Below are 18,425 nucleotides of genomic sequence, written 5' to 3'. Positions count from 1 at the left end.
CGCGCGCCCGCCCCCACCCCCCCCCCTCAGCCTCGCCCTGGGGCGCTGGCCCCCCACCCCCCGACACCCCGCCCCCTATCCGTCGTGTCAGGCCCTCACCCTCAGGTCGCGGTCGGGGCCCCCGGGCGGGAGGAGCGGGCGCCGCCGGACAGGTCGGCCAGCGGCGCGCTGCCCAGCACCCCGCCGAGCAGCCCGGCGCCGGAGCTGGGGCTGGACTTGGGCGCCGGGCCCGAGCCGCCGGGGCCCGGGGTGCTGCGCTGGGCGGGCGCGGAGCCGCCCGATCCGGCGGACGGTGCGGCGGGCGCCGGGGAGGAGCCCGACCCGGTCTCCGCCTTGCCGGAGTGGCCCTTGCCGCTCGGGGTCGGGGTGGCGGGCTTGGAGGGCGGGGCGGTGGACGGCGTGGTGGCGCTCGGGGTGGGGGTGGCCGGGCGCGGGGCGGTGGGCGAGGGCGAGGTGGACGGGCCCTTGCCACCGGGGGCGCCGGACGGGCTGCCGGACGGCCACACCGGGGTGCCGTAGTCGTTGGCGGGCCGGGTCGGTGCCTGGTGCGCGCGGGCGCCGGTGCGGACGGCGGCGCCGAACATCGAGCCGAGCAGCAGGGTCAGACCGACGACGACGGTGGTGACCACCGTGCCGCGGCGCAGCACCCGCCGGCGCAGCGCCCCGGGGGCGTCGGCGCCGAACCGCCGCCAGGCCTCCAGGTTGAGCCGGCCGTCGAGCGAGGCGAACGGCGCCCCGGCGATCAGCAGCGGGCTCCAGGCCGCGAGGAAGATCAGGTCGGGAGTGTCGTAGACGGGGACGGCCCGCCAGCTGACGGTGAACAGCAGCGCGGCGGAGAGCACCATCGCCGCCCCGGCCGCGAACCGCTGCCAGAGGCCGAGGACGGTCAGCACGCCGACCACGATCTCGGTGAACGACACGATCAGGCCGGCGCCCACCGGGTGCGCCATGGCGAAGGCGAGCAGCGGCTCGGCGACCTTCCAGGGGTGCAGCGAGGAGAGCCAGCGCATCATCGAGCCGCGCTCGCCGCCGTCGAAGTACACCGGGTCGCACAGCTTGCTGATCCCGGCGTAGACCGAGAGCGAGCCGAGGACGGCGCGCAGCGGCAGGAGCACCAGGCCGAGGTCGACCCGGCGGCCGGGGTACCAGGGCTGCTTGCCTTCGGCGTCGACGGCGGAGACCTCGGGCAGTTCGCCGCTCGGGGTCCAGCCGTGCGGCTCACCGATCGGGCCGACGCCCGCGTCGGTGGCGCTGCCGTTGCCCTCGCGGGGCTGGCGCGGCACGGTCCGGGCGCCCGCGAGGGACGGGATCACCTGGGTGTCCGCCTCGGCGAGGCCGACGCCGCCGCGGCCGCGCCCGGGGGCACCGCCCTGGCGCACGGCCTCCAGCAGTTGGGTGGCCGCGAGGTCGCCGGGGGGTGCCTGGCCGGTCCAGGTGACGGCGGTGACCCGGCCCTTGCGGCGCGGCGCGCCGGCCCCGGCCAGGGCCGGGACGGCGGAGGCGGGCACGACGACCTGCGGGGTGACCAGCGGACGACGGATCAGGCCCTGGTTGGCGTAGGGGTCGCCGAACGCGGCGCCGGTGGACAGCAGTCCGGCCGGGGCCTCGATCAGCGGCGCCACCGGGACGCCGAGCCGGAGTCGGAAGCTCGCCTGGGTGCTGCTGAGCCGCGCGGGGTCCGACTCCACCTTGACGGTGTTGAGGCCGGGGCCCGCGTCTATCCCGGTGCTGCCGCCGCCGAACAGGGGGCGCCGAGGTGTTCTGGTGTCCACGCCCGTCTAACCGGGTGACGGCCGCTTAGGACACTCTCCCGGGTGGATGTCCGGCGCATACTTGAAGTGATCATGAAAAAAGCGATCGGGCCCGGTCGGACCCGATCGCCTTTCACCCGGATTGCGGGCAATCCGGAAGATCGCCTGCGCCCCGCCCATCGAACGTGCTCGGTGCTCGGCGCACATCTCCGCGTCCACCGGCGCGGCGGCCCGGGCGGACGTCACCACCGCAGCGGCAGCCTCGGCCGAGCACGTCAACCTCGACGCCGACCTCGGCCGAGCACGTCAACCTCGCCCCCCGGTCCCGGCCGAGCACGCCAACCTCGCCCCCGGTCCCGGCCGAGCACGTCAGCCTCGACGTCGACCACGGCCGAGCACGTCAGCCTCCGCCTCAGCGCTTGGCGCGCAGCCGGGCGGCCTCGTACAGCACGATGCCCGCCGCGACACCGGCGTTCAGCGACTCGGTCAGCCCGGACATCGGGATCCGCACCCGCATGTCGCAGGTCTCCGAGACCAGCCGGGACAGGCCCTTGCCCTCGCTGCCCGCGACGATGACGACCGGGCCGGTCAGCAGCTCCAGGTCGCCCAGCTCGCCCTCGCCGTCGGCGGCCAGGCCGACCACCATCAGGCCGGCCTTCTGGTAGGCCTCCAGGGTGCGGGTGAGGTTGGTGGCCCGGGCGACGGGCAGCCGGGCCGCGGCGCCGGAGGAGGTCTTCCAGGCACCGGCGGTCATGCCGGCCGCGCGGCGCTCGGGGATGACCACGCCGTGCGCGCCGAAGGCGGCGGCGGAGCGGACCACGGCGCCCAGGTTGCGCGAGTCGGTGACGCCGTCCAGCGCGATGATCAGCGCGTCCTGGCCGGCGTCGGCGGCCTCGGCCAGCAGGTCCTCGGGGTGGGCGTACTCGTACGGCGGGACCTGGAGCACCACGCCCTGGTGGTTGAGCCCGCCGGTCATCTGGTCCAGCTGCGGGCGCGGGGCCTCCATCAGCGGGATGCCGCGGTCGTTGGCGGCCTGGAAGGCGTCGCGGACCCGGTCGTCGGTGTCGATGAACTGCTGGACGTACAGCGCGGTGGCCGGCACGCCGCCCTGCAGCGCCTCGACCACCGAGTTGCGGCCGAAGACCAGTTCGGCGCTGCCCGCGCCGCCCCGGCCACCGCGGCCGGCGCCGCCGGCCCGCCGCATGCCGGCCCGGGCCTTGGCGTCGCGCTCGCGCTTGATCGCGGCGTTGGCGGCCCGCTGCTTGGGGTGGCCCTTGCGCTCCGCGCCGGGCGGGGTCGGGCCCTTGCCCTGGAGCGACTTCCGGCTGTGCCCGCCGGTACCGACAGACGCACCCTTCTTCGATCCGGGGTTGCGGCGGTTCCTGCGCTGGCTGTTGCCGGCCATGGCTGTACTTCCTGTCTGTCCGGCATGCCCTGGCCGCCCCGTTCTGTCCGGCGGCGGCCGACGGCATGCGCTACGTCATGCGGGAGGGCCGCACCGGTCCGGTGCGGCCCACCCATCACCCCGATCGTCAGATGGGGTTACTGGCTGTTGATCGTCCAGCGCGGGCCGGACGGGGTGTCCTCGATCGCCAGCCCGGCCAGGCCGAGCTGGTCGCGGATGGCATCCGCGGTGGCGAAGTCCTTGCGCTCGCGCGCCGCCTGCCGCTGGTCCAGGACCAGGCGGACCAGCGAGTCGACCACGCCGTGCATGCTCTCCAGTGTCCCAGCCTCGCCGCGGTCCGTCCCGGCCCAGTGCGGGTCGAGCGGGTCGAGGCCCAGCACTCCGAGCATCGCACGGACCTCGGCCAGTCGCGCCACCACGCTCTCCTTGTCGTCCGCGTTCAGGGCGCTGTTGCCCTGGCGGACGGCGGTGTGCACGACGGCCAGCGCCTGCGGGACGCCGAAGTCGTCGTCCATCGCCTCGGCGAAGGCCGGCGGCACCTCGGGCGCCGCGTCGACCGTGCCGCAGCGCTCGACGGCGCGCTGGATGAAGCCCTCGATCCGGCCGAAGCCGACCTCGGCCTCGCGCAGCGACTCCTCGCTGTACTCGATCATCGAGCGGTAGTGCGGGCCCGCCAGGTAGTAGCGGAGCACGATCGGACGCCAGTTCCGGACCATCTCGGAGACCAGCACCGAGTTGCCCAGCGACTTGCTCATCTTCTCGCCCGCCATGGTGACCCAGGCGTTGTGCACCCAGAAGGCGGCGAAGTCGTCGCCGTAGGCCTTGGACTGGGCGATCTCGTTCTCGTGGTGCGGGAAGATCAGGTCCAGCCCGCCGCCGTGGATGTCGAAGGCCGGGCCCAGGTACTTGTGGACCATCGCCGAGCACTCCAGGTGCCAGCCGGGGCGGCCGCGGCCCCACGGGGTCTCCCAGCTCGGCTCGCCCGGCTTGGCGGCCTTCCACATCGCGAAGTCACGCTGGTCCCGCTTGCCGGTCTCGCCGTCCCCGCTCGGCTGGCGCAGGTCCGCCAGCTTCTGGTTGGAGAGCGCCAGGTACTCGGGGTACGACTTCACGTCGAAGTAGACGTTGCCGTCGGCCGCGTAGGCGTGGCCCTTCTCGATGAGCCCCTGCATCATCTCGACCATCTCGGGGATGTGCCCGGTGGCCCGCGGTTCGACGGTCGGCGCCAGGCAGCCGAGGGCGGTGTAGCCGTCGTTGAAGGCGCGCTCGTTCTCGTAGGCGATCTGCCACCACGGGACGCCGAGCTCGCGCTCCTTGGCGATGATCTTGTCGTCGATGTCGGTGACGTTCCGGGCGAAGGTCACCTGGTAGCCGCGGTAGGCGAACCACCGCTGCATGATGTCGAAGTTGAGCCCGGAGCGGATGTGCCCGATGTGAGGCGCCGACTGGACGGTAGCGCCGCACAGGTAGATCGAGACACAACCCGGTACAAGCGGGACGAAGTCGCGTACCTGGCGGGTGCTGGTGTCGTACAGACGAATGCTCACAGCGTCAAGCGTAGTGGGCAGCAGGGGGTGCCCCGCCACATTCCCCGGGACAACGGGGGCGTGATCCCGGGGAACGGCAGGTCGCGGGCGGTCGGATCAGATGCCGCCGACCACCTTGCGGGGGGTGAGCCGCACCACCACGCGGACGTCGTCCGGGCCGTCCCAGGTGTACTTGTCCACGCCGCGGTACTTGGTGGCCAGCTCGTCGATCAGCTCCCGGCCGCCCTCGGTGGTCATGGTGACCTCCCCGCGCGCCTCCAGGTACTCGTACGGGCTGTCCGCCGGGTTGACCAGGATCGAGACGCGCGGGTCCCGCACCAGGTTGAGGTGCTTGCGGCGGCCCTGGACGGTGGAGAACAGGATGTCGTCACCGTCCCGCCTGACCCAGACCACCGAGGACTGGGGGCTGCCGTCGGGCTGGATCGTGGAGACCACGGCGAAGCTCTTGCCGTCGATCAACGCCTTGGCACGGTCGGAGAGTTGGGTGGTCATCTGGCGAACCTCATCTCGTCGGCGGCGGTCACGGCCCGGAGGGATGCCCCGCTCGGGCCCGAAGCCGAACAGTATCGACCCGGGCCCCCGCGCGAACCGGTGAACACCCGTCAGGCGCGGTTTCTTCCCGGCCCGCTCACCTCACCGGCCCCACCGGCCTCAACGCCGCTCGTACACCAGGGCGGTGGCGATCGCGGCGAGCCCCTCGGCGCGGCCGGTCAGGCCCAGCCCGTCGGTGGTGGTGCCGGAGACGGAGACCGGGGCGCCGGCCGCCTCCGAGAGCGCGGCCTGCGCCTCGGCCCGGCGCTTGCCGATCTTCGGCCGGACACCGATCACCTGGACCGCGACGTTGCCGATCTCGAAGCCGGCCTCGCGGACCAGCCGGGCCGCCTCGGCGAGCAGCTTCGCCCCGGAGGCGCCGGCCCACTCCGGGCGGTCGGTGCCGAAGTGGGCGCCGAGGTCGCCGATCCCGGCGGCCGAGAACAGCGCGTCGCAGGCGGCGTGCGCGGCGACGTCGGCGTCCGAGTGCCCGGAGAGCCCGGCTCCGGCGTCCGGCCACTCCAGCCCGGCCACCCAGAGCGGGCGGCCGTCCTCGAAGGCGTGCACGTCGGTGCCGATCCCGGTGCGGGGGATCACGGGGGTCTGCGGGTCAGTAGGCATCGGCGGCCCTCCGGCGGGCGAGTACGGCCTCGGCGAGCACGAGGTCCAGCGGACGGGTGACCTTGAACGCCTCCTCGTGGCCGGGCACCACGACGACCCCGCCGCCGTAGCGCTCGACCAGGCCGGCGTCGTCGGTGACCGGCGGCGCGCCGGCGGTGCCCGCGCTCTCCTCGGCCAGCGCCTCGGCGTGCACCCGGACCAGGGTGGCGCGGTCGAAGCCCTGCGGGGTCTGCACCGCGCGCAGGGCGGACCGCTCGGGCGTGTCGAGCACCGGCTCGGGGTGGCCCGGGTTCGGCTCGACCCGCTTCACGGTGTCGGCCAGTGGCACGGCGGGCACCACGGCCCGCGCCCCGGCCCGGACGGCGGCCGCGACGGCGTCCACCACCTCGACCGGCACGAGCGGCCGGGCCGCGTCGTGCACCAGGACGATCTCCACGTCCTCCGGGATCGCGGCCAGGCCCAGCCGGACCGACTCCTGGCGGGTCGCGCCGCCGGCCACCACCCGGACGTCCTTGCCGTCCAGCCCGTGGCTGTCCAGCAGGGCGACCACCTCGGCCACCCCGTCGGCGGGTGCGGCGACCACGACCAGGCCGACGGCCCGGCTGCGGGCCAGCGCCCGGACGGCGTGCACCAGGAGCGGGACACCGCCCAGCTCCCGCAGGGCCTTCGGGGCCCCGGGGCCCAGCCGCTCACCACGTCCGGCGGCGGGCACCACTGCTGCTGCGACTGCTGCTGACGCGTTCAGGTTTCACTCCTTCGGCGAAGTGGGTATGGCCATGGCGTGCCCGGCGGGCGCACCGGACCCCTTCCGAAGAGCCACGGTCCGCTGCCCGCCGCACGGTTCCGCAGCGTTCGCACTCCGCAGGATCCGCGAGAGGGCGGGCGCGCAGAAACGGTCCCGCCGGCCTGGGCCGGCCCGGGTGGGAGGCGTTGTCCGGACACGCCTCAGCGCCCGGAGTGCCACTGCACCACTCCCGGACGGTTCGTCCGAGGAGCGGCGCGCCGACACCGGGCGCTGTGAGCGTTGGGCGGCAGCCCGACCGCATGCGGCGACGCGTGCGCTACGAGGCGAGGACCTCGTCGAGCAGCGTTTCCGCCTTGTCCTCGTTGGTGTTCTCCGCCAGCGCGAGTTCGCTGACGAGGATCTGGCGCGCCTTCGCGAGCATCCGCTTCTCGCCGGCCGAGAGGCCGCGCTCGCGCTCGCGACGCCAGAGGTCGCGCACAACCTCGGCGACCTTGATAACGTCGCCCGAGGCGAGCTTCTCCAGGTTCGCCTTGTAGCGACGGGACCAGTTGGTCGGCTCTTCCGTGTACGGTGCGCGCAGCACCTCGAAGACCCGGTCCAGACCCTCCTGGCCGACCACATCGCGCACGCCGACGAACTCCGCGTTCTCGGCGGGCACGCGGAGCGTCAGGTCTCCCTGCTGCACCTTGAGCACCAGGTAGGTCTTGTCCACACCCTTGATCTGGCGAGTTTCGATGGCCTCGATCAGTGCGGCCCCGTGATGGGGGTAGACCACCGTGTCGCCAACCTTGAACGTCATGTGACAGGACCCCTTCCGTGGCTTTCCAGAATAACACGCTTCTCGGCGCACCCGAAGGGCGTTTTCGCAGGTCAGGGCAGGTCTCGGGGCTTGACAAGCACCCCCATCACGTGCTGCGACCGGTGTTCGAGGGGGGCTTCCCGCAGGTCGGAGGCGGTTCCGGGGTTCGTCGAAACCCTTGCGCAACACCCCCGCAACCATGATTGGATCTTGAGCTTTCACCCCTTTTCCGGTCGCGACCCAATCGTTATTCGATCTTGGTCGAAGCTTGTCCGCGATGTGACCAGGACATGGCGGACGTACCGCCGGACGGCCCCCGGGGACCCCCAGGAGTGCGACACGGGGACCACCCCGTGAGGAGCGCATAAACGAGGTCGATAATCTGAGACCTGACCTATCGACACGTGACTTAGGAGAAGCCGCCGCCGTGAGCCGCAGCCTTCGACGCGGCGGCATCGCCGCCATCGCCGCCATCGCCATCGCATCGCTGTCCTCCTGCGCAGCCGGCAACACGCCGGACACCCTGCAGGTCAAGCCGGACAACGCGGCGGCAACCCTCGGGACGAACCTCCGACTGAACAACATCGTGATCGTCACCGGGGTGGGCACCTCGGGCGACTACACCGGCCCCGCCAACGTGGTCGTGAACATCGCGAACACCGGCGAGGTCCCGGCCGAGCTGCAGTCCGTCACCGTCGACACCGCCTCCGCGGCCTTCGCGGACGCCGCCGGTGCCCCGCTGACCGGCATCGTCATCCCGGCCGGTGGCGCCGTGGCGATCGGCGGTCAGGGCAACCCGTCCGCCCTCGTCGCGACCGCGGCCGTCCACGTCGGCGGGTTCGCCGAGACGACCTTCACCTTCAAGGACGGCCAGAAGGTCACCGCCCAGGCCAGTGTGAGCCCGGACGGCAAGGGCCTGTACAAGGGCTACGGCCCGACCCCCACGGCGAGCGCCGTGCCCGCCAAGACCACCGCCCCCGCCTCGGCCTCCCCGACCGCCGGTGCCACCACCCCGGGCGCCACGACCACCCCGGGCACCACCGCGACGCCGGGCACCACGGCCACCGCTCCGGCCGTCCCGGCCGGCGCCACCACCCCGGCGGTCCCGGCCACCCACTGACGCCCCCGCCCCCGGCGGGCCCGCCGGGAACGCGCGAAGGCCCCCTCCGGCTGCTGCCGGCGGGGGCCTTCCGCGTGGGACGGGGTGTCTTCGGTCTACGGCTCGAACTTGTAGCCCAGGCCGCGGACGGTGACCAGGTAGCGCGGCGCGCCCGGGTCCGGCTCGATCTTGGCCCGCAGGCGCTTCACGTGGACGTCCAGGGTCTTGGTGTCACCGACGTAGTCCGCGCCCCAGACCCGGTCGATCAGCTGCATGCGGGTGAGCACCCGGCCCGCGTTGCGCAGGAGCATCTCCAGCAGGTCGAACTCCTTGAGCGGGAGGTCGACCTTGGCGCCGTCCACGGTCACCACGTGCCGGTCCACGTCCATCCGGACCGGTCCCGCCTCCAGGGCGCCCGGGCCGTTGCCGTTCTCGCCCGCGCCGCCGTCCTCGCCGCGGCGGCGCAGCACCGCGCGGATCCGGGCGACCAGCTCCCGGGTGGAGTACGGCTTGGTGACGTAGTCGTCAGCGCCTATCTCCAGCCCGACGACCTTGTCGATCTCGCTGTCCTTCGCGGTCACCATGATCACCGGGACGTTGGACCGCACCCGGAGCTGGCGGCAGACCTCGGTGCCGGGCAGGCCCGGCAGCATCAGGTCGAGCAGGACGAGGTCGGCACCGTTGCGTTCGAACTGCTCCAGCGCGTCGGGGCCGGTGGCGGCGACGGCCACCTCGAACCCCTCCTTGCGGAGCATGTACGAGAGGGCGTCGCTGAACGACTCCTCGTCCTCGACCACCAGTACTCGGGTCACGATCAGGCCTCCGGGGCAAGCTGGGGGGTTGTGTCTGACAGGTGTTGTTCCCGCTCCCCGGCAGGGAGCGAACGGTCGGTACGGTCCGGGTGGTCCGTGCGGTCCGTGGTGAGGGTTCGGGGTGCCGTGGCGGGCCCGGCGGCGTCCGGACCGCGGTCCGGATCGTCGTCGGTCCCGTCGGGCCCGTCGTCGACGGGCGCCTGTCCGGCGGCCAGGCGGATGGTGAAGGTCGAGCCCTGGCCCTCGACGCTCCACACCGAGACCGTGCCGCCGTGCGAGGCGGCGACGTGCTTGACGATGGAGAGGCCGAGGCCGGTGCCGCCGGTGGCCCGGGAGCGGGCCGGGTCGACGCGGTAGAAGCGTTCGAAGACCCGCTCGCGGTCCTTCTCGGAGATGCCGATGCCCTGGTCGGTGACCGAGATCTCGATGAGCTCGCCGTCCGCCTCCCCGAGCGCCGCGGCGCTGGAGATCCGGCGGGTGGCGATCGCCACCCGGGTGCGGGGCGGGCTGTAGTTGACGGCGTTCTCGACCAGGTTGCCGAGCGCCGCGGCGAGCTGGCCGCGGTTGCCGTGCAGGTAGAGGCCGGCGATGCCGCCCGCCGCGATGAGGATCTGCTTGGCGGCGGCCTGCTGGCGGCAGCGGTCGATCGCCTCGGCGATCAGCTCGTCCACCGCGACCGGCTCCGGGTCGACCATCAACCGGTCGTCCTGGACCCGGGAGAGGTCGATGATCTCCTGGACCAGGCTGGCCAGCCTGGTCGCCTCGACCTGCATCCGGCCGGCGAAGCGCTGCACCGCCTCCGGGTCGTCGGACGCGTCGGCGACCGCCTCGGAGAGCAGCGACAGGGCACCGACCGGGGTCTTGAGCTCGTGGCTGACGTTGGCCACGAAGTCCCGGCGGACGGCTTCCACCCGGCGCCGCTCGGTCTGGTCCTCGACCAGCACCAGCACCAGCCGGGAGCCCAGCGGGGCGACCCGGACGGAGACCGCGAGCGGCTCGGCCGCGCGGGCCGCGCCCGGTCGGGGCACCTCCAGCTCGACCTGGCGGATCTCGCCGTCCCGGCGGGTGGCGCGGGCCAGCGCGAGCATCTGGTCCACGGCGACCGCACCGCCGCGCACCAGGCCCATCGCGTACGCCGCCGAGCTCGCCTTGACCACCTCGTCGCCCTCGCCCAGCACGATCGCGCAGGAGCGCAGCACGGAGAGCACGGTGTCGACCCCCGGCGGCAGGGGCGGCTCGGGGTTGCCGGTGCCCAGTGCCTGGTACCGGCCGTGGTTCCTGCCGCTGGTGCCGCTGTGCTTGCCCCTGGCCTGCTCGCGCTCGCTCCAACGGAAGGCGATGGAGGCGGTGAGGCCGACACCGAGCCCGGCTATGGCGCAGGCAGCGGCGGCGGCCACGTTCACGTCCATGTGGCCAGCGTAAGCGCACGGCCAGGTCACTCCCCAAGGGCTGGATCAAGGCATCGACCACGCGTTGCCGAGAATTCACCTTCGTGTGGCTGCTGATTCACCGTACCGGCCGTGCACCGTCGCCCTGACGGCGGAAAGTTGGCCAGGCAGCCCGTGTGGGAGAGATCGGCGCGCCGAACAGGACGCACCGGCTCGGGTGTGCGCGTACGATGCGCGCCACCAGCAGCGGTCACCCGAACGCCGGAACGACGGTCGGACGGGCTGACCGGTCGGCACCGCCACCGACACAGCTACTGAGGAGAGAACATGCGCGACGCGTACCACGAGGAACTCGATGCGATCGGCGACAGCCTGATCGAGATGGCCCGGCTGGTCGGCTCCGCCCTCGGCCGCGCCACCACCGCCCTCCTCGACGCGGACCTGGCGCTGGCGGAGAGCGTGATCGCCGCCGACGAGAAGATCAACGAGCTGCACCACGAGCTGGAGGACCGGGCGATCGACCTGCTGGCCCGGCAGCAGCCGGTCGCCACCGACCTGCGCATCGTCGTCACCTCACTGCGGATGAGCGCCGACCTGGAGCGCTGCGGCGACCTCGCCCGGCACGTCGCGAAGGTCGCGCGGATGCGCTACCCCGACACGGCCGTGCCGCGCGACCTGCACGCCACCGTCCTGGAGATGGGCCAGCTCGCCCAGCGCCTGGTGGCCAAGGCCGGCCTGGTGATCGCCACCAAGGACGTCGACAAGGCCCTGGAGATGGAGCAGGACGACGACGCCATCGACACCCTGCACCGCGAGCTGCTGTCGCACCTGATCGACGAGCGCTGGCACCACGGCATCGAGACCGCCGTCGACATCACCCTGGTCGGCCGCTACTACGAGCGCTTCGCGGACCACGCGGTGTCGGTCGCCAAGCGCGTGGTGTACCTGGTGACGGGCGAGCACGTGGCCGAGTTCGTGGCCGCCACCGAGGCCGCCGAGGCGCTGGAGGCCGGCGCGGCGGAGTGAGCTCCGTCCCGACGGCCGCTCATCCCCAGGGGTGAGTAAACCTGCGGCGAGGGTGGTGCGGGCGCACGCGTTTCCGTACGCCCCACCACTGCGCGCCCGTTGACGCTCCCTCCGTTCGGCGGTTTCACTCGAAGCATCGGGCGCCGGCGTGTGCCCGCTTCACGGAGGGAACAGCTCGATGAAAGCCAACCCGACCCGCCCGGCACCCGCCCGCGACACCGTCGAGCCGCCCGCCCCGAGGTTTCTGCCCGTCCTCGCCGCCGGCTGCGGCTGCGGCCCGGGCTGCGGCTGCGGCTGCCAGTCCGGCGCGCCCTGCCAGTGCGGCGGCGCGCACGGCGGCTGCTGCGGCGGCCACTGAGGACCCCCGAGGTGCACGGCATTCCGGCGGCCGTGCACCTCGTTCGCGTCCGGGTCCGGGTTCGCGTCCGGGTTCGCGTCCGGCCCGCCCGCGGGGCCGGGGCCCGGTGTCAGAACCGCACGTCGGTGCAGGAGTAGAAGGCGTTCCCGGTGTCGGCGATCGTCCAGACCGCGACGACCACCTGGTGGCCGGTGCGCCCGCCCGGGACGGTCGCGGTGTGGCTCAGCGTGCTCGGCACCTGCTTCCCGCCGTACGGGACGGTCAGGAAGGGCGTCAGGTCCAGGTTCGCCCGGGTGATCGGCCGGCCGGCGTCGTAGCCCGGCTTGGTCATGTAGTAGCGGAAGTCCGTGGTCGCGTGCCGGGCGGTGAACGTCCAGGTGAAGGTGAGCTGCCGACCCGCCGTCACCGCAGTGGTCGGCCAGGCCCCCGCGTGCGGGTCGTCCAGCTCCGCGAAGCGCGCGTTGCCGCCGGCGCAGATGGTGCCGTCGGAGGGGCCCAGGGCCGGGAAGCCCTTGGGGCCCTCGACGCTCTGCGGCTCCCACTGGATGTCGCCGCAGTCCCAGGGGACGCCGCTCGTGTGCACGTCGCAGAGAGCGGCCCTGCTGGGCGGGGTCGAGATCCAGCCGTGGGACGAGGCCGGGAAGGCGAGCGTGAGCGGTACCGCCAGCGCGGCGACCACCGCCCCGACGATGTGACGTGTGCGCATGGTGCTCCTCCGTGGGGGTGGATGGAGAGTGCACCGGGGCGCGGACGCGCACGTGGGGGTGCGGGCCCGGACGGGGAGATCCATGGCATGCCCGCGCCGGCCCGGTGCCCTCACGGTAGGAGCCGCCACCACCGCCCGTCAATGGTCTGAACCACTTTCAGGACCGCCCAACTCGCCGTCCCGGCAAGCCGGTTGAACGGAAGAGGCCCCGCCCCCGGCGAACCGGGTGACGGGGCCTCCACACGCTCCGGGCCGACTGCTCGCCCGCTCGCGCCTACTTCTTGCCCTGGTTCTTGACCGCCTCGATGGCCGCGGCGGCGGCGTCCGGGTCGAGGTAGCGGCCGCCCGCGGTGACGGGCTTGAAGTCGGCGTCCAGCTCGTACACCAGCGGGATGCCGGTCGGGATGTTCAGGCCGGCGATGGCCTCGTCGGAGACGCCGTCGAGGTGCTTGACCAGCGCGCGCAGGCTGTTGCCGTGGGCGGTGACCAGGACGGTCTTGCCGGAGGCGAGGTCCGGGACGATGGCGTCGTACCAGTACGGGAGCATCCGCTCGACGACGTCCTTCAGGCACTCGGTGCGCGGACGCAGCTCGCTCGGGATGTCGGCGTAGCGGGCGTCACCGGCCTGCGAGTACTCGGCGTCGTCGGCCAGCACCGGCGGCGGGGTGTCGTAGGAACGGCGCCACAGCTGGAACTGGTCCTCACCGAACTCGGCCAGGGTCTGGGCCTTGTCCTTGCCCTGCAGCGCACCGTAGTGGCGCTCGTTCAGGCGCCAGCTGCGGCTGACCGGGATCCAGTGGCGGTCGGCCTTGTCCAGGGCGATCTGCGAGGTGCGGATGGCGCGGCGCAGCAGCGAGGTGTGCACCACGTCGGGGAACAGGCCCTCGGCGGCCAGGAGCTCGCCACCGCGGGCGGCCTCCTTCTCACCCTTCTCGTTGAGGTCGACGTCGACCCAACCGGTGAACAGGTTCTTCTGGTTCCACTGGCTCTCGCCGTGGCGGAGCAGGATGAGTCGGTACGTCGTGTCAGCCATGGGCCCCAGCTTAGTGGAGGGCCCGAAAACCCCTGGTGGGGACCTTGTCCCGCTGTGTAACGTGTCCGGCGCGCACCTGCCACTTACATACGTCGGCTGACCGGGCCTGCCCGCGCCGCTCAGCGGACACCTGCCCTCGGGAGCCCCCACATGCTCGTCACCGCCCGGTTCCGAAGAATGGTGCAGGAGACGGCGGGCGGACTGCCGCGCCAGTTCTGGTGGCTCTGGGTCTCGACCCTGGTCAACCGGCTCGGCGCCTTCGTGGTCACCTTCCTGGCGCTCTACCTCACCAGCAGCCGGGGGTACTCGGCGTCCTACGCGGGCCTGGTCGCCGCCCTGTTCGGCCTCGGCTCGGCGGCCTCCTCGATCGTGGCCGGGGTGCTGACCGACCGGGTCGGGCGCCGTCCGACCCTGCTCGCCGCCCAGCTCGGCACCGCGCTGTTCACCGCCGTGCTCGGCTTCACCGACGGGCAGGCCGCGATCGCGGTGGTGGCCTTCCTGGTCGGCTTCTGCAACAACGCCACCCGCCCGGCCATCTCGGCGATCATCGCGGACATCGTCCCGGCCGCCGACCGGGTCCGTGCCTACTCGCTGAACTTCTGGGCGATCAACCTGGGCTTCGGCCTCTCCTCGGCGGTGGCCGGCCTGATCGCCACCCACGGCTACCTCGCGCTCTTCCTGCTGGACGCGCTCTCCACCGTGCTCTGCGCGGTGGTGGTCTTCGTCCGGATCCCGGAGACCAGGCCCGACGCCCCGACGGCGAAGGCCGACGAGCCGGCGGTCGGCCTCGGCACGGTGTTCCGCGACCGCCGCTTCATGGCCGTGGTCGGGCTCACCCTGCTGCTCGCCCTGGTGCTCCAACAGGGCTCCACCACCCTCGCGGTGGACATGGGCCGCTGGGGGATCACGTCCACCGAGTACGGCCTGGTCATCGGCCTGAACGGGCTGCTGATCGTGCTGCTGCAGATCCCGCTGACCCGCTGGGTCGAGAACCGCAGCCGGTCCGCCATGCTGGCCGCGGCCTCGCTGTTCATCGGCTGGGGGTTCGGGATGACGGCACTGGCCGGGTCGTCCGCGTGGATCTACGCCCTCACCGTGGCGGTCTGGACGGTCGGGGAGATCCTCTACACGCCGACCCTCATGGGCCTGATCGCCGAGCTGTCCCCGGCCCACGCGCGCGGGCGCTACCAGGGCGTCTACTCGCTCTCCTGGTCGCTCGCCTCGTTCCTCGGCCCGGCCGCGGGCGGCGTGCTGTTGGAGCGGGCGGGCAGCGGGGTGCTGTGGGGCGCGTGCGGGGTCTGCGGCACGGTCGCCGCGGCCGGCTACCTGCTGCTGGGGAAGCGGACCGGCGCGGCGACGGGCCCCGGGCCGGTCGCGGTCGTCGAGGCCGTCGCGGTGCCGGCGCCGGGAGCGGCACCGGGAGCGGCGCCCGCCGCGGAGGTCGGGCAGGCCCCGGCCCGCGCCTGATCCCGTGCCGCCGGCCGCCGGCCGTCAGCCGGCGGCGCCGTGCCCGTCGGCGTCCCGGTCGGCCAGGTGGGCGAAGGCGGCCAGGTTGCGGGTGGACTCCCCGCGCTTGGTCCGCCACTCCCACTCGCGCCGGATCGCCGAGGCGAAGCCCAGCTCCAGCAGGGTGTTGAACGGCTCGTCCGCGTTCTCCAGCACCGTCCCGAGCACCCGGTCCACGACCAGCGGGGTGAGTGCCTCCAGCGGAAGCCGGCCGGCCAGGTAGACGTCGCCGAGGGCGTCGATCGCGTAGGCCACGCCGTACAGCTTGGTGTTGCGCTCCAGCAGCCAGCGGTAGACGGCCTCGTGGTTCTCGTCCGGGCGGCGGATCACGAAGGCGTTCACCGACAGGGTGTGGTCGCCGACCCGCAGGGCGCAGGTGGTGCTCAGCTTCCGGGTGCCCGGGAGGGTCGCCACCAGGGTGTGCGGGTCGGTGGCGGCCGGCTCCCAGGCCACCCCGGTGTCGTCCAGGGCGGTGCGCAGGAGGGTCAGGGCCTCGTCCTTGGTGCGGATTGCCATGGAGGTGACGTTACTCGCCGGTACCCATCGGGCGCAGCACGGCCCGCCCGGCACGGGGCCTCCGTCGTCCCGGGCCCGGGGCTCGGTCCAGGGCTCCGGCCCCGGCCTCCGTCGTCGCGGGCCCCGGCCTCAGGTGAGCCGGCGGCGGGCGGTGGCCAGCCGGCCGGCCGGGCGGGCCAGGCTGCCGGCGTACACCTCGGCGGTGGTCGCCGCCGCGGTGTCCCAGCCGAAGGCGGCCGCGTGCCGGGCCGCCGCCGCACCGCGCCCGGCCACCAGCGCCGGGTCGGTGACGTACGGCTCCAACGCGTGCGACCACTCCAGCGGGTCGTGGCCGCGCACCAGGCTGCCGGTCTCGCCGTCCCGGACCGCGACCGGCAGGCCGCCGACCGCGGCCGCCACCACCGGGGTGCCGCAGGCCTGCGCCTCCAGCGCGACCAGGCCGAAGGACTCGCTGTACGAGGGCATCACCAGGGCCGTCGCCGCGCGGTACCACTCGGCGAGCCGTTCCTGGCCGACCGGCGGGTGGAAGCGGACCACGTCGGAGATCCCGAGCTGGGCGGCGAGCTTGTGCAGGCTCTCCGGCCGGGCCAGCCCGGTGCCGGACGGGCCGCCGACGACCGGCACCACCAGGCGCTCGCGCAGCTCCGGCCGGCGGGCCAGCAGCGCGGCGACCGCCCGCAGCAGCACGTCGGGGGCCTTCAACGGCTGGATCCGGCCGGCGAAGAGCAGCACGGCGGCGTCCTGCGGCAGGCCCAGCCGGGCCCGGGCGGCAGCGGACGCCCCGGCACCGTCGGGGCGGAAGACGTCGAGGTTGACGCCGGGGTGGACGACGGCCAGCTGGTCCGGCCGGGCGGCGTAGTGCAGCGCCAGCTCGGCGGCCTCCTCGGTGGTGTTGGCGATCAGCCGGTCGGCCGCCTCCACCACCTGGGTCTCGCCGATCACCCGGGCCGCGGGCTCGGGCGTGTCGCCTTCGGCCAGCGCGGCGTTCTTGACCTTCGCCATGGTGTGCATGGTGTGCACCAGCGGCACCCCCCAGCGCTGTGCGGCCAGCCAGCCGACCTGCCCGGAGAGCCAGTAGTGCGAGTGCACCAGGTCGTAGTGGCCGGGGCGGTGGCCCGCCTCGGTGCGCAGCACCCCGTGGGTGAACGCGCACAGCTGGGCCGGCAGGTCCTCCTTGACCAGGCCCTCGTACGGCCCGGCGGTGACGTGGCGGACCAGCACGCCCGGGGCCAGTTCGACGGTCGGGGCGTCGTCCGAGCAGATCGCCCGGGTGAACACCTCGACCTCGATGTTGAGGTCGGCCAGGCGTTTGGCCAGCTCGACGATGTAGACGTTCATCCCGCCGGCGTCCCCGGTGCCGGGCTGGTGCAGCGGCGAGGTGTGGACGCTCAGCATCGCTATCCGGCGCGGGCGGCGGCGCCCGGGGACGAGCGACTGGAGCCGGCCGCGCGCGGGCACGGCGGGCTGGGCACGGCGTACCGAACGGACGGGGTGCTGGATCACCTGGCTGAAGCCTCCTCTGTGCGGCCCGTCTAGGCGGTCCGCGTCGGGCCGCCCGTTGTCCGGTGTGCGCTGCCCCGTCCGGGCACACATCACCACCAGTGTGCCAACCACGCGGGCGGCGTCCGGCATTCCCGGTCCGGCCCACGAGCCTCACCGGTCCACCGCCCGATCCGGGCCGGACGCCGTCCTGCCTGGTCAGCGCGGTGCCACCGGCTCCCCGGCTACCCTTCTGGGCATGGCCGCCTCCTTCGACCCCGCCACCGCCGCGCCCTCCCGCGGGCGGACCGGACGCCCGGTGGGGACCGTCACCCGGGGCACCACCAACACCAACCGGCTGCGCCGGATGGACCGCTGGATCGCCCACACCCTCGGCCGGGCCCTGCGCGCCGCCGAGCACCCGCCGGTGGCGGTGGACCTCGGCTACGGCGCCGCGCCGTGGACGGCCGTCGAACTGGCCGCCCGGCTGCGCGCGGTGAGGCCGGACGTCCGGGTGGTCGGCATCGAGATCGAACCGGAGCGGGTCGCGGCCGCGCTGCCGTACGCCGCACCGCCGCTGCTCACCTTCCGGCGCGGCGGCTTCGAGGTGCCGCTGGACGGCGGCGCACCGGCCCGGCTGATCCGGGCGGCCAACGTGCTGCGGCAGTACGACGAGGCGGCGGTGGCCGGGGTCTGGGAGCGGCTGCGCTCCCGGCTCGCCCCGGACGGGCTGCTGGTCGAGGGCACCTGCGACGAGATCGGCCGGCGGCACGTCTGGGTGGCGCTCGGCCCGGAGGGCCCCCGGACGGTGACCTTCGCGGCCCGGCTCGGCGGCCTGGAGCAGCCCTCCGACCTCGCCGAGCGGCTGCCGAAGGCGCTGATCCACCACAACGTGCCGGGGCGGCCGGTGCACGCCTTCCTGACCGACTTCGACCGGGCCTGGGCGGCGGCGGCGCCGTACGGGGCGTTCGGGGCGCGGCAGCGCTGGGTGGCGGCCTGCACGGCGCTGGCGGGCAGTTGGCCGCTGGTGGACGCGCGGGGGCGGTGGCGGCAGGGCGAGATCACGCTGCCCTGGTCGGCGCTCGCGCCGTAGTCTCCGGATT

At 73.8% G+C, this 18,425-nt stretch carries 18 protein-coding genes; 5 read left to right on the top strand and 13 right to left on the bottom strand.

Annotated elements, in window-relative coordinates; genetic code table 11:
* Positions 1-101: 101 nt before the first annotated feature.
* From ACFV0O_RS13735 to ACFV0O_RS13705, 7 genes are all read right to left on the bottom strand, one after another.
* Complete coding sequence (locus ACFV0O_RS13735) at positions 102-1,772, bottom strand: DoxX family membrane protein (RefSeq protein WP_380340702.1); 1,671 nt, start codon at positions 1,770-1,772, stop codon at positions 102-104.
* 391 nt (positions 1,773-2,163) lie between these two features.
* The gene (gene rlmB / locus ACFV0O_RS13730) at positions 2,164-3,156 is read right to left on the bottom strand and encodes a 23S rRNA (guanosine(2251)-2'-O)-methyltransferase RlmB (protein ID WP_380340699.1); all 993 of its coding nucleotides are present in this window, start codon (positions 3,154-3,156) and stop codon (positions 2,164-2,166) included.
* 137 nt (positions 3,157-3,293) lie between these two features.
* Entirely contained in the window at positions 3,294-4,703 is a 1,410-nt protein-coding gene (gene cysS / locus ACFV0O_RS13725) for a cysteine--tRNA ligase (RefSeq protein WP_380340697.1), read from the bottom strand.
* Between the two features lie 96 nt (positions 4,704-4,799).
* Positions 4,800-5,195 (bottom strand): PPOX class F420-dependent oxidoreductase, encoded by a 396-nt coding sequence (locus tag ACFV0O_RS13720; protein WP_380340694.1) that lies wholly within the window; start codon positions 5,193-5,195, stop codon positions 4,800-4,802.
* Positions 5,196-5,354: 159 nt separating this feature from the next.
* Positions 5,355-5,855 carry a 2-C-methyl-D-erythritol 2,4-cyclodiphosphate synthase gene (gene ispF / locus ACFV0O_RS13715; protein WP_380340691.1) on the bottom strand — a complete coding sequence of 167 codons (501 nt, stop codon included), beginning with the start codon at positions 5,853-5,855 and terminating at the stop codon, positions 5,355-5,357.
* The gene (gene ispD, locus ACFV0O_RS13710) at positions 5,845-6,570 is read right to left on the bottom strand and encodes a 2-C-methyl-D-erythritol 4-phosphate cytidylyltransferase (RefSeq protein WP_360252715.1); all 726 of its coding nucleotides are present in this window, start codon (positions 6,568-6,570) and stop codon (positions 5,845-5,847) included. The genes ispF and ispD overlap by 11 nt, the downstream gene beginning before the upstream one ends.
* A gap of 346 nt (positions 6,571-6,916) precedes the next feature.
* On the bottom strand, positions 6,917-7,399 hold the full coding sequence (locus ACFV0O_RS13705; protein WP_014136563.1) for a CarD family transcriptional regulator: 483 nt from the start codon (positions 7,397-7,399) through the stop codon (positions 6,917-6,919).
* Positions 7,400-7,826: 427 nt separating this feature from the next.
* On the opposite strand from ACFV0O_RS13705, the gene ACFV0O_RS13700 reads away from it, so the two are divergent.
* Positions 7,827-8,519, top strand: coding sequence for a DUF461 domain-containing protein (locus tag ACFV0O_RS13700; RefSeq protein ID WP_380340688.1), 693 nt, complete (start codon positions 7,827-7,829; stop codon positions 8,517-8,519).
* Positions 8,520-8,614: 95 nt separating this feature from the next.
* Here the strand turns inward: ACFV0O_RS13700 and ACFV0O_RS13695 are convergent, their stop codons facing one another.
* Both ACFV0O_RS13695 and ACFV0O_RS13690 read right to left on the bottom strand, forming a co-directional pair.
* Positions 8,615-9,310, bottom strand: a complete 696-nt coding sequence (locus ACFV0O_RS13695) for a response regulator transcription factor (protein ID WP_189915892.1) — start codon at positions 9,308-9,310, stop codon at positions 8,615-8,617.
* A gap of 2 nt (positions 9,311-9,312) precedes the next feature.
* Positions 9,313-10,719 (bottom strand): ATP-binding protein, encoded by a 1,407-nt coding sequence (locus tag ACFV0O_RS13690; protein WP_360252710.1) that lies wholly within the window; start codon positions 10,717-10,719, stop codon positions 9,313-9,315.
* 306 nt (positions 10,720-11,025) lie between these two features.
* Between ACFV0O_RS13690 and phoU the strand changes: the two genes are divergently transcribed.
* On the top strand, positions 11,026-11,724 hold the full coding sequence (gene phoU, locus ACFV0O_RS13685; RefSeq protein ID WP_380340684.1) for a phosphate signaling complex protein PhoU: 699 nt from the start codon (positions 11,026-11,028) through the stop codon (positions 11,722-11,724).
* A gap of 178 nt (positions 11,725-11,902) precedes the next feature.
* Entirely contained in the window at positions 11,903-12,082 is a 180-nt protein-coding gene (locus ACFV0O_RS13680) for a hypothetical protein (protein WP_380340681.1), read from the top strand.
* Positions 12,083-12,191: 109 nt separating this feature from the next.
* Here the strand turns inward: ACFV0O_RS13680 and ACFV0O_RS13675 are convergent, their stop codons facing one another.
* Positions 12,192-12,788: a lytic polysaccharide monooxygenase gene (locus ACFV0O_RS13675; protein ID WP_380340678.1), complete on the bottom strand. Its 597-nt coding sequence runs from the start codon at positions 12,786-12,788 to the stop codon at positions 12,192-12,194.
* 274 nt (positions 12,789-13,062) lie between these two features.
* Positions 13,063-13,821, bottom strand: coding sequence for a phosphoglyceromutase (locus ACFV0O_RS13670; protein ID WP_380340676.1), 759 nt, complete (start codon positions 13,819-13,821; stop codon positions 13,063-13,065).
* A gap of 150 nt (positions 13,822-13,971) precedes the next feature.
* Between ACFV0O_RS13670 and ACFV0O_RS13665 the strand changes: the two genes are divergently transcribed.
* Positions 13,972-15,288, top strand: coding sequence for an MDR family MFS transporter (locus ACFV0O_RS13665; RefSeq protein ID WP_380340673.1), 1,317 nt, complete (start codon positions 13,972-13,974; stop codon positions 15,286-15,288).
* 24 nt (positions 15,289-15,312) lie between these two features.
* Here the strand turns inward: ACFV0O_RS13665 and ACFV0O_RS13660 are convergent, their stop codons facing one another.
* Both ACFV0O_RS13660 and mshA read right to left on the bottom strand, forming a co-directional pair.
* A complete protein-coding gene (locus ACFV0O_RS13660) occupies positions 15,313-15,843 on the bottom strand; it encodes a YbjN domain-containing protein (protein ID WP_380340670.1) in 531 nt (176 codons plus the stop codon).
* Between the two features lie 129 nt (positions 15,844-15,972).
* Positions 15,973-17,343, bottom strand: a complete 1,371-nt coding sequence (gene mshA / locus ACFV0O_RS13655) for a D-inositol-3-phosphate glycosyltransferase (protein ID WP_380340909.1) — start codon at positions 17,341-17,343, stop codon at positions 15,973-15,975.
* Between the two features lie 238 nt (positions 17,344-17,581).
* Here mshA and ACFV0O_RS13650 point away from each other — a divergent pair, with 238 nt between their 5' ends.
* Entirely contained in the window at positions 17,582-18,415 is an 834-nt protein-coding gene (locus ACFV0O_RS13650; protein WP_360252693.1) for a class I SAM-dependent methyltransferase, read from the top strand.
* Positions 18,416-18,425: the final 10 nt, after the last annotated feature.

The organism is Kitasatospora sp. NPDC059577 (assembly GCF_042735475.1).
Lineage (GTDB): Bacteria > Actinomycetota > Actinomycetes > Streptomycetales > Streptomycetaceae > Kitasatospora.
Note: the sequence above shows the minus strand (reverse complement) of the source record. Positions and strands in the feature narration are given on the sequence as shown.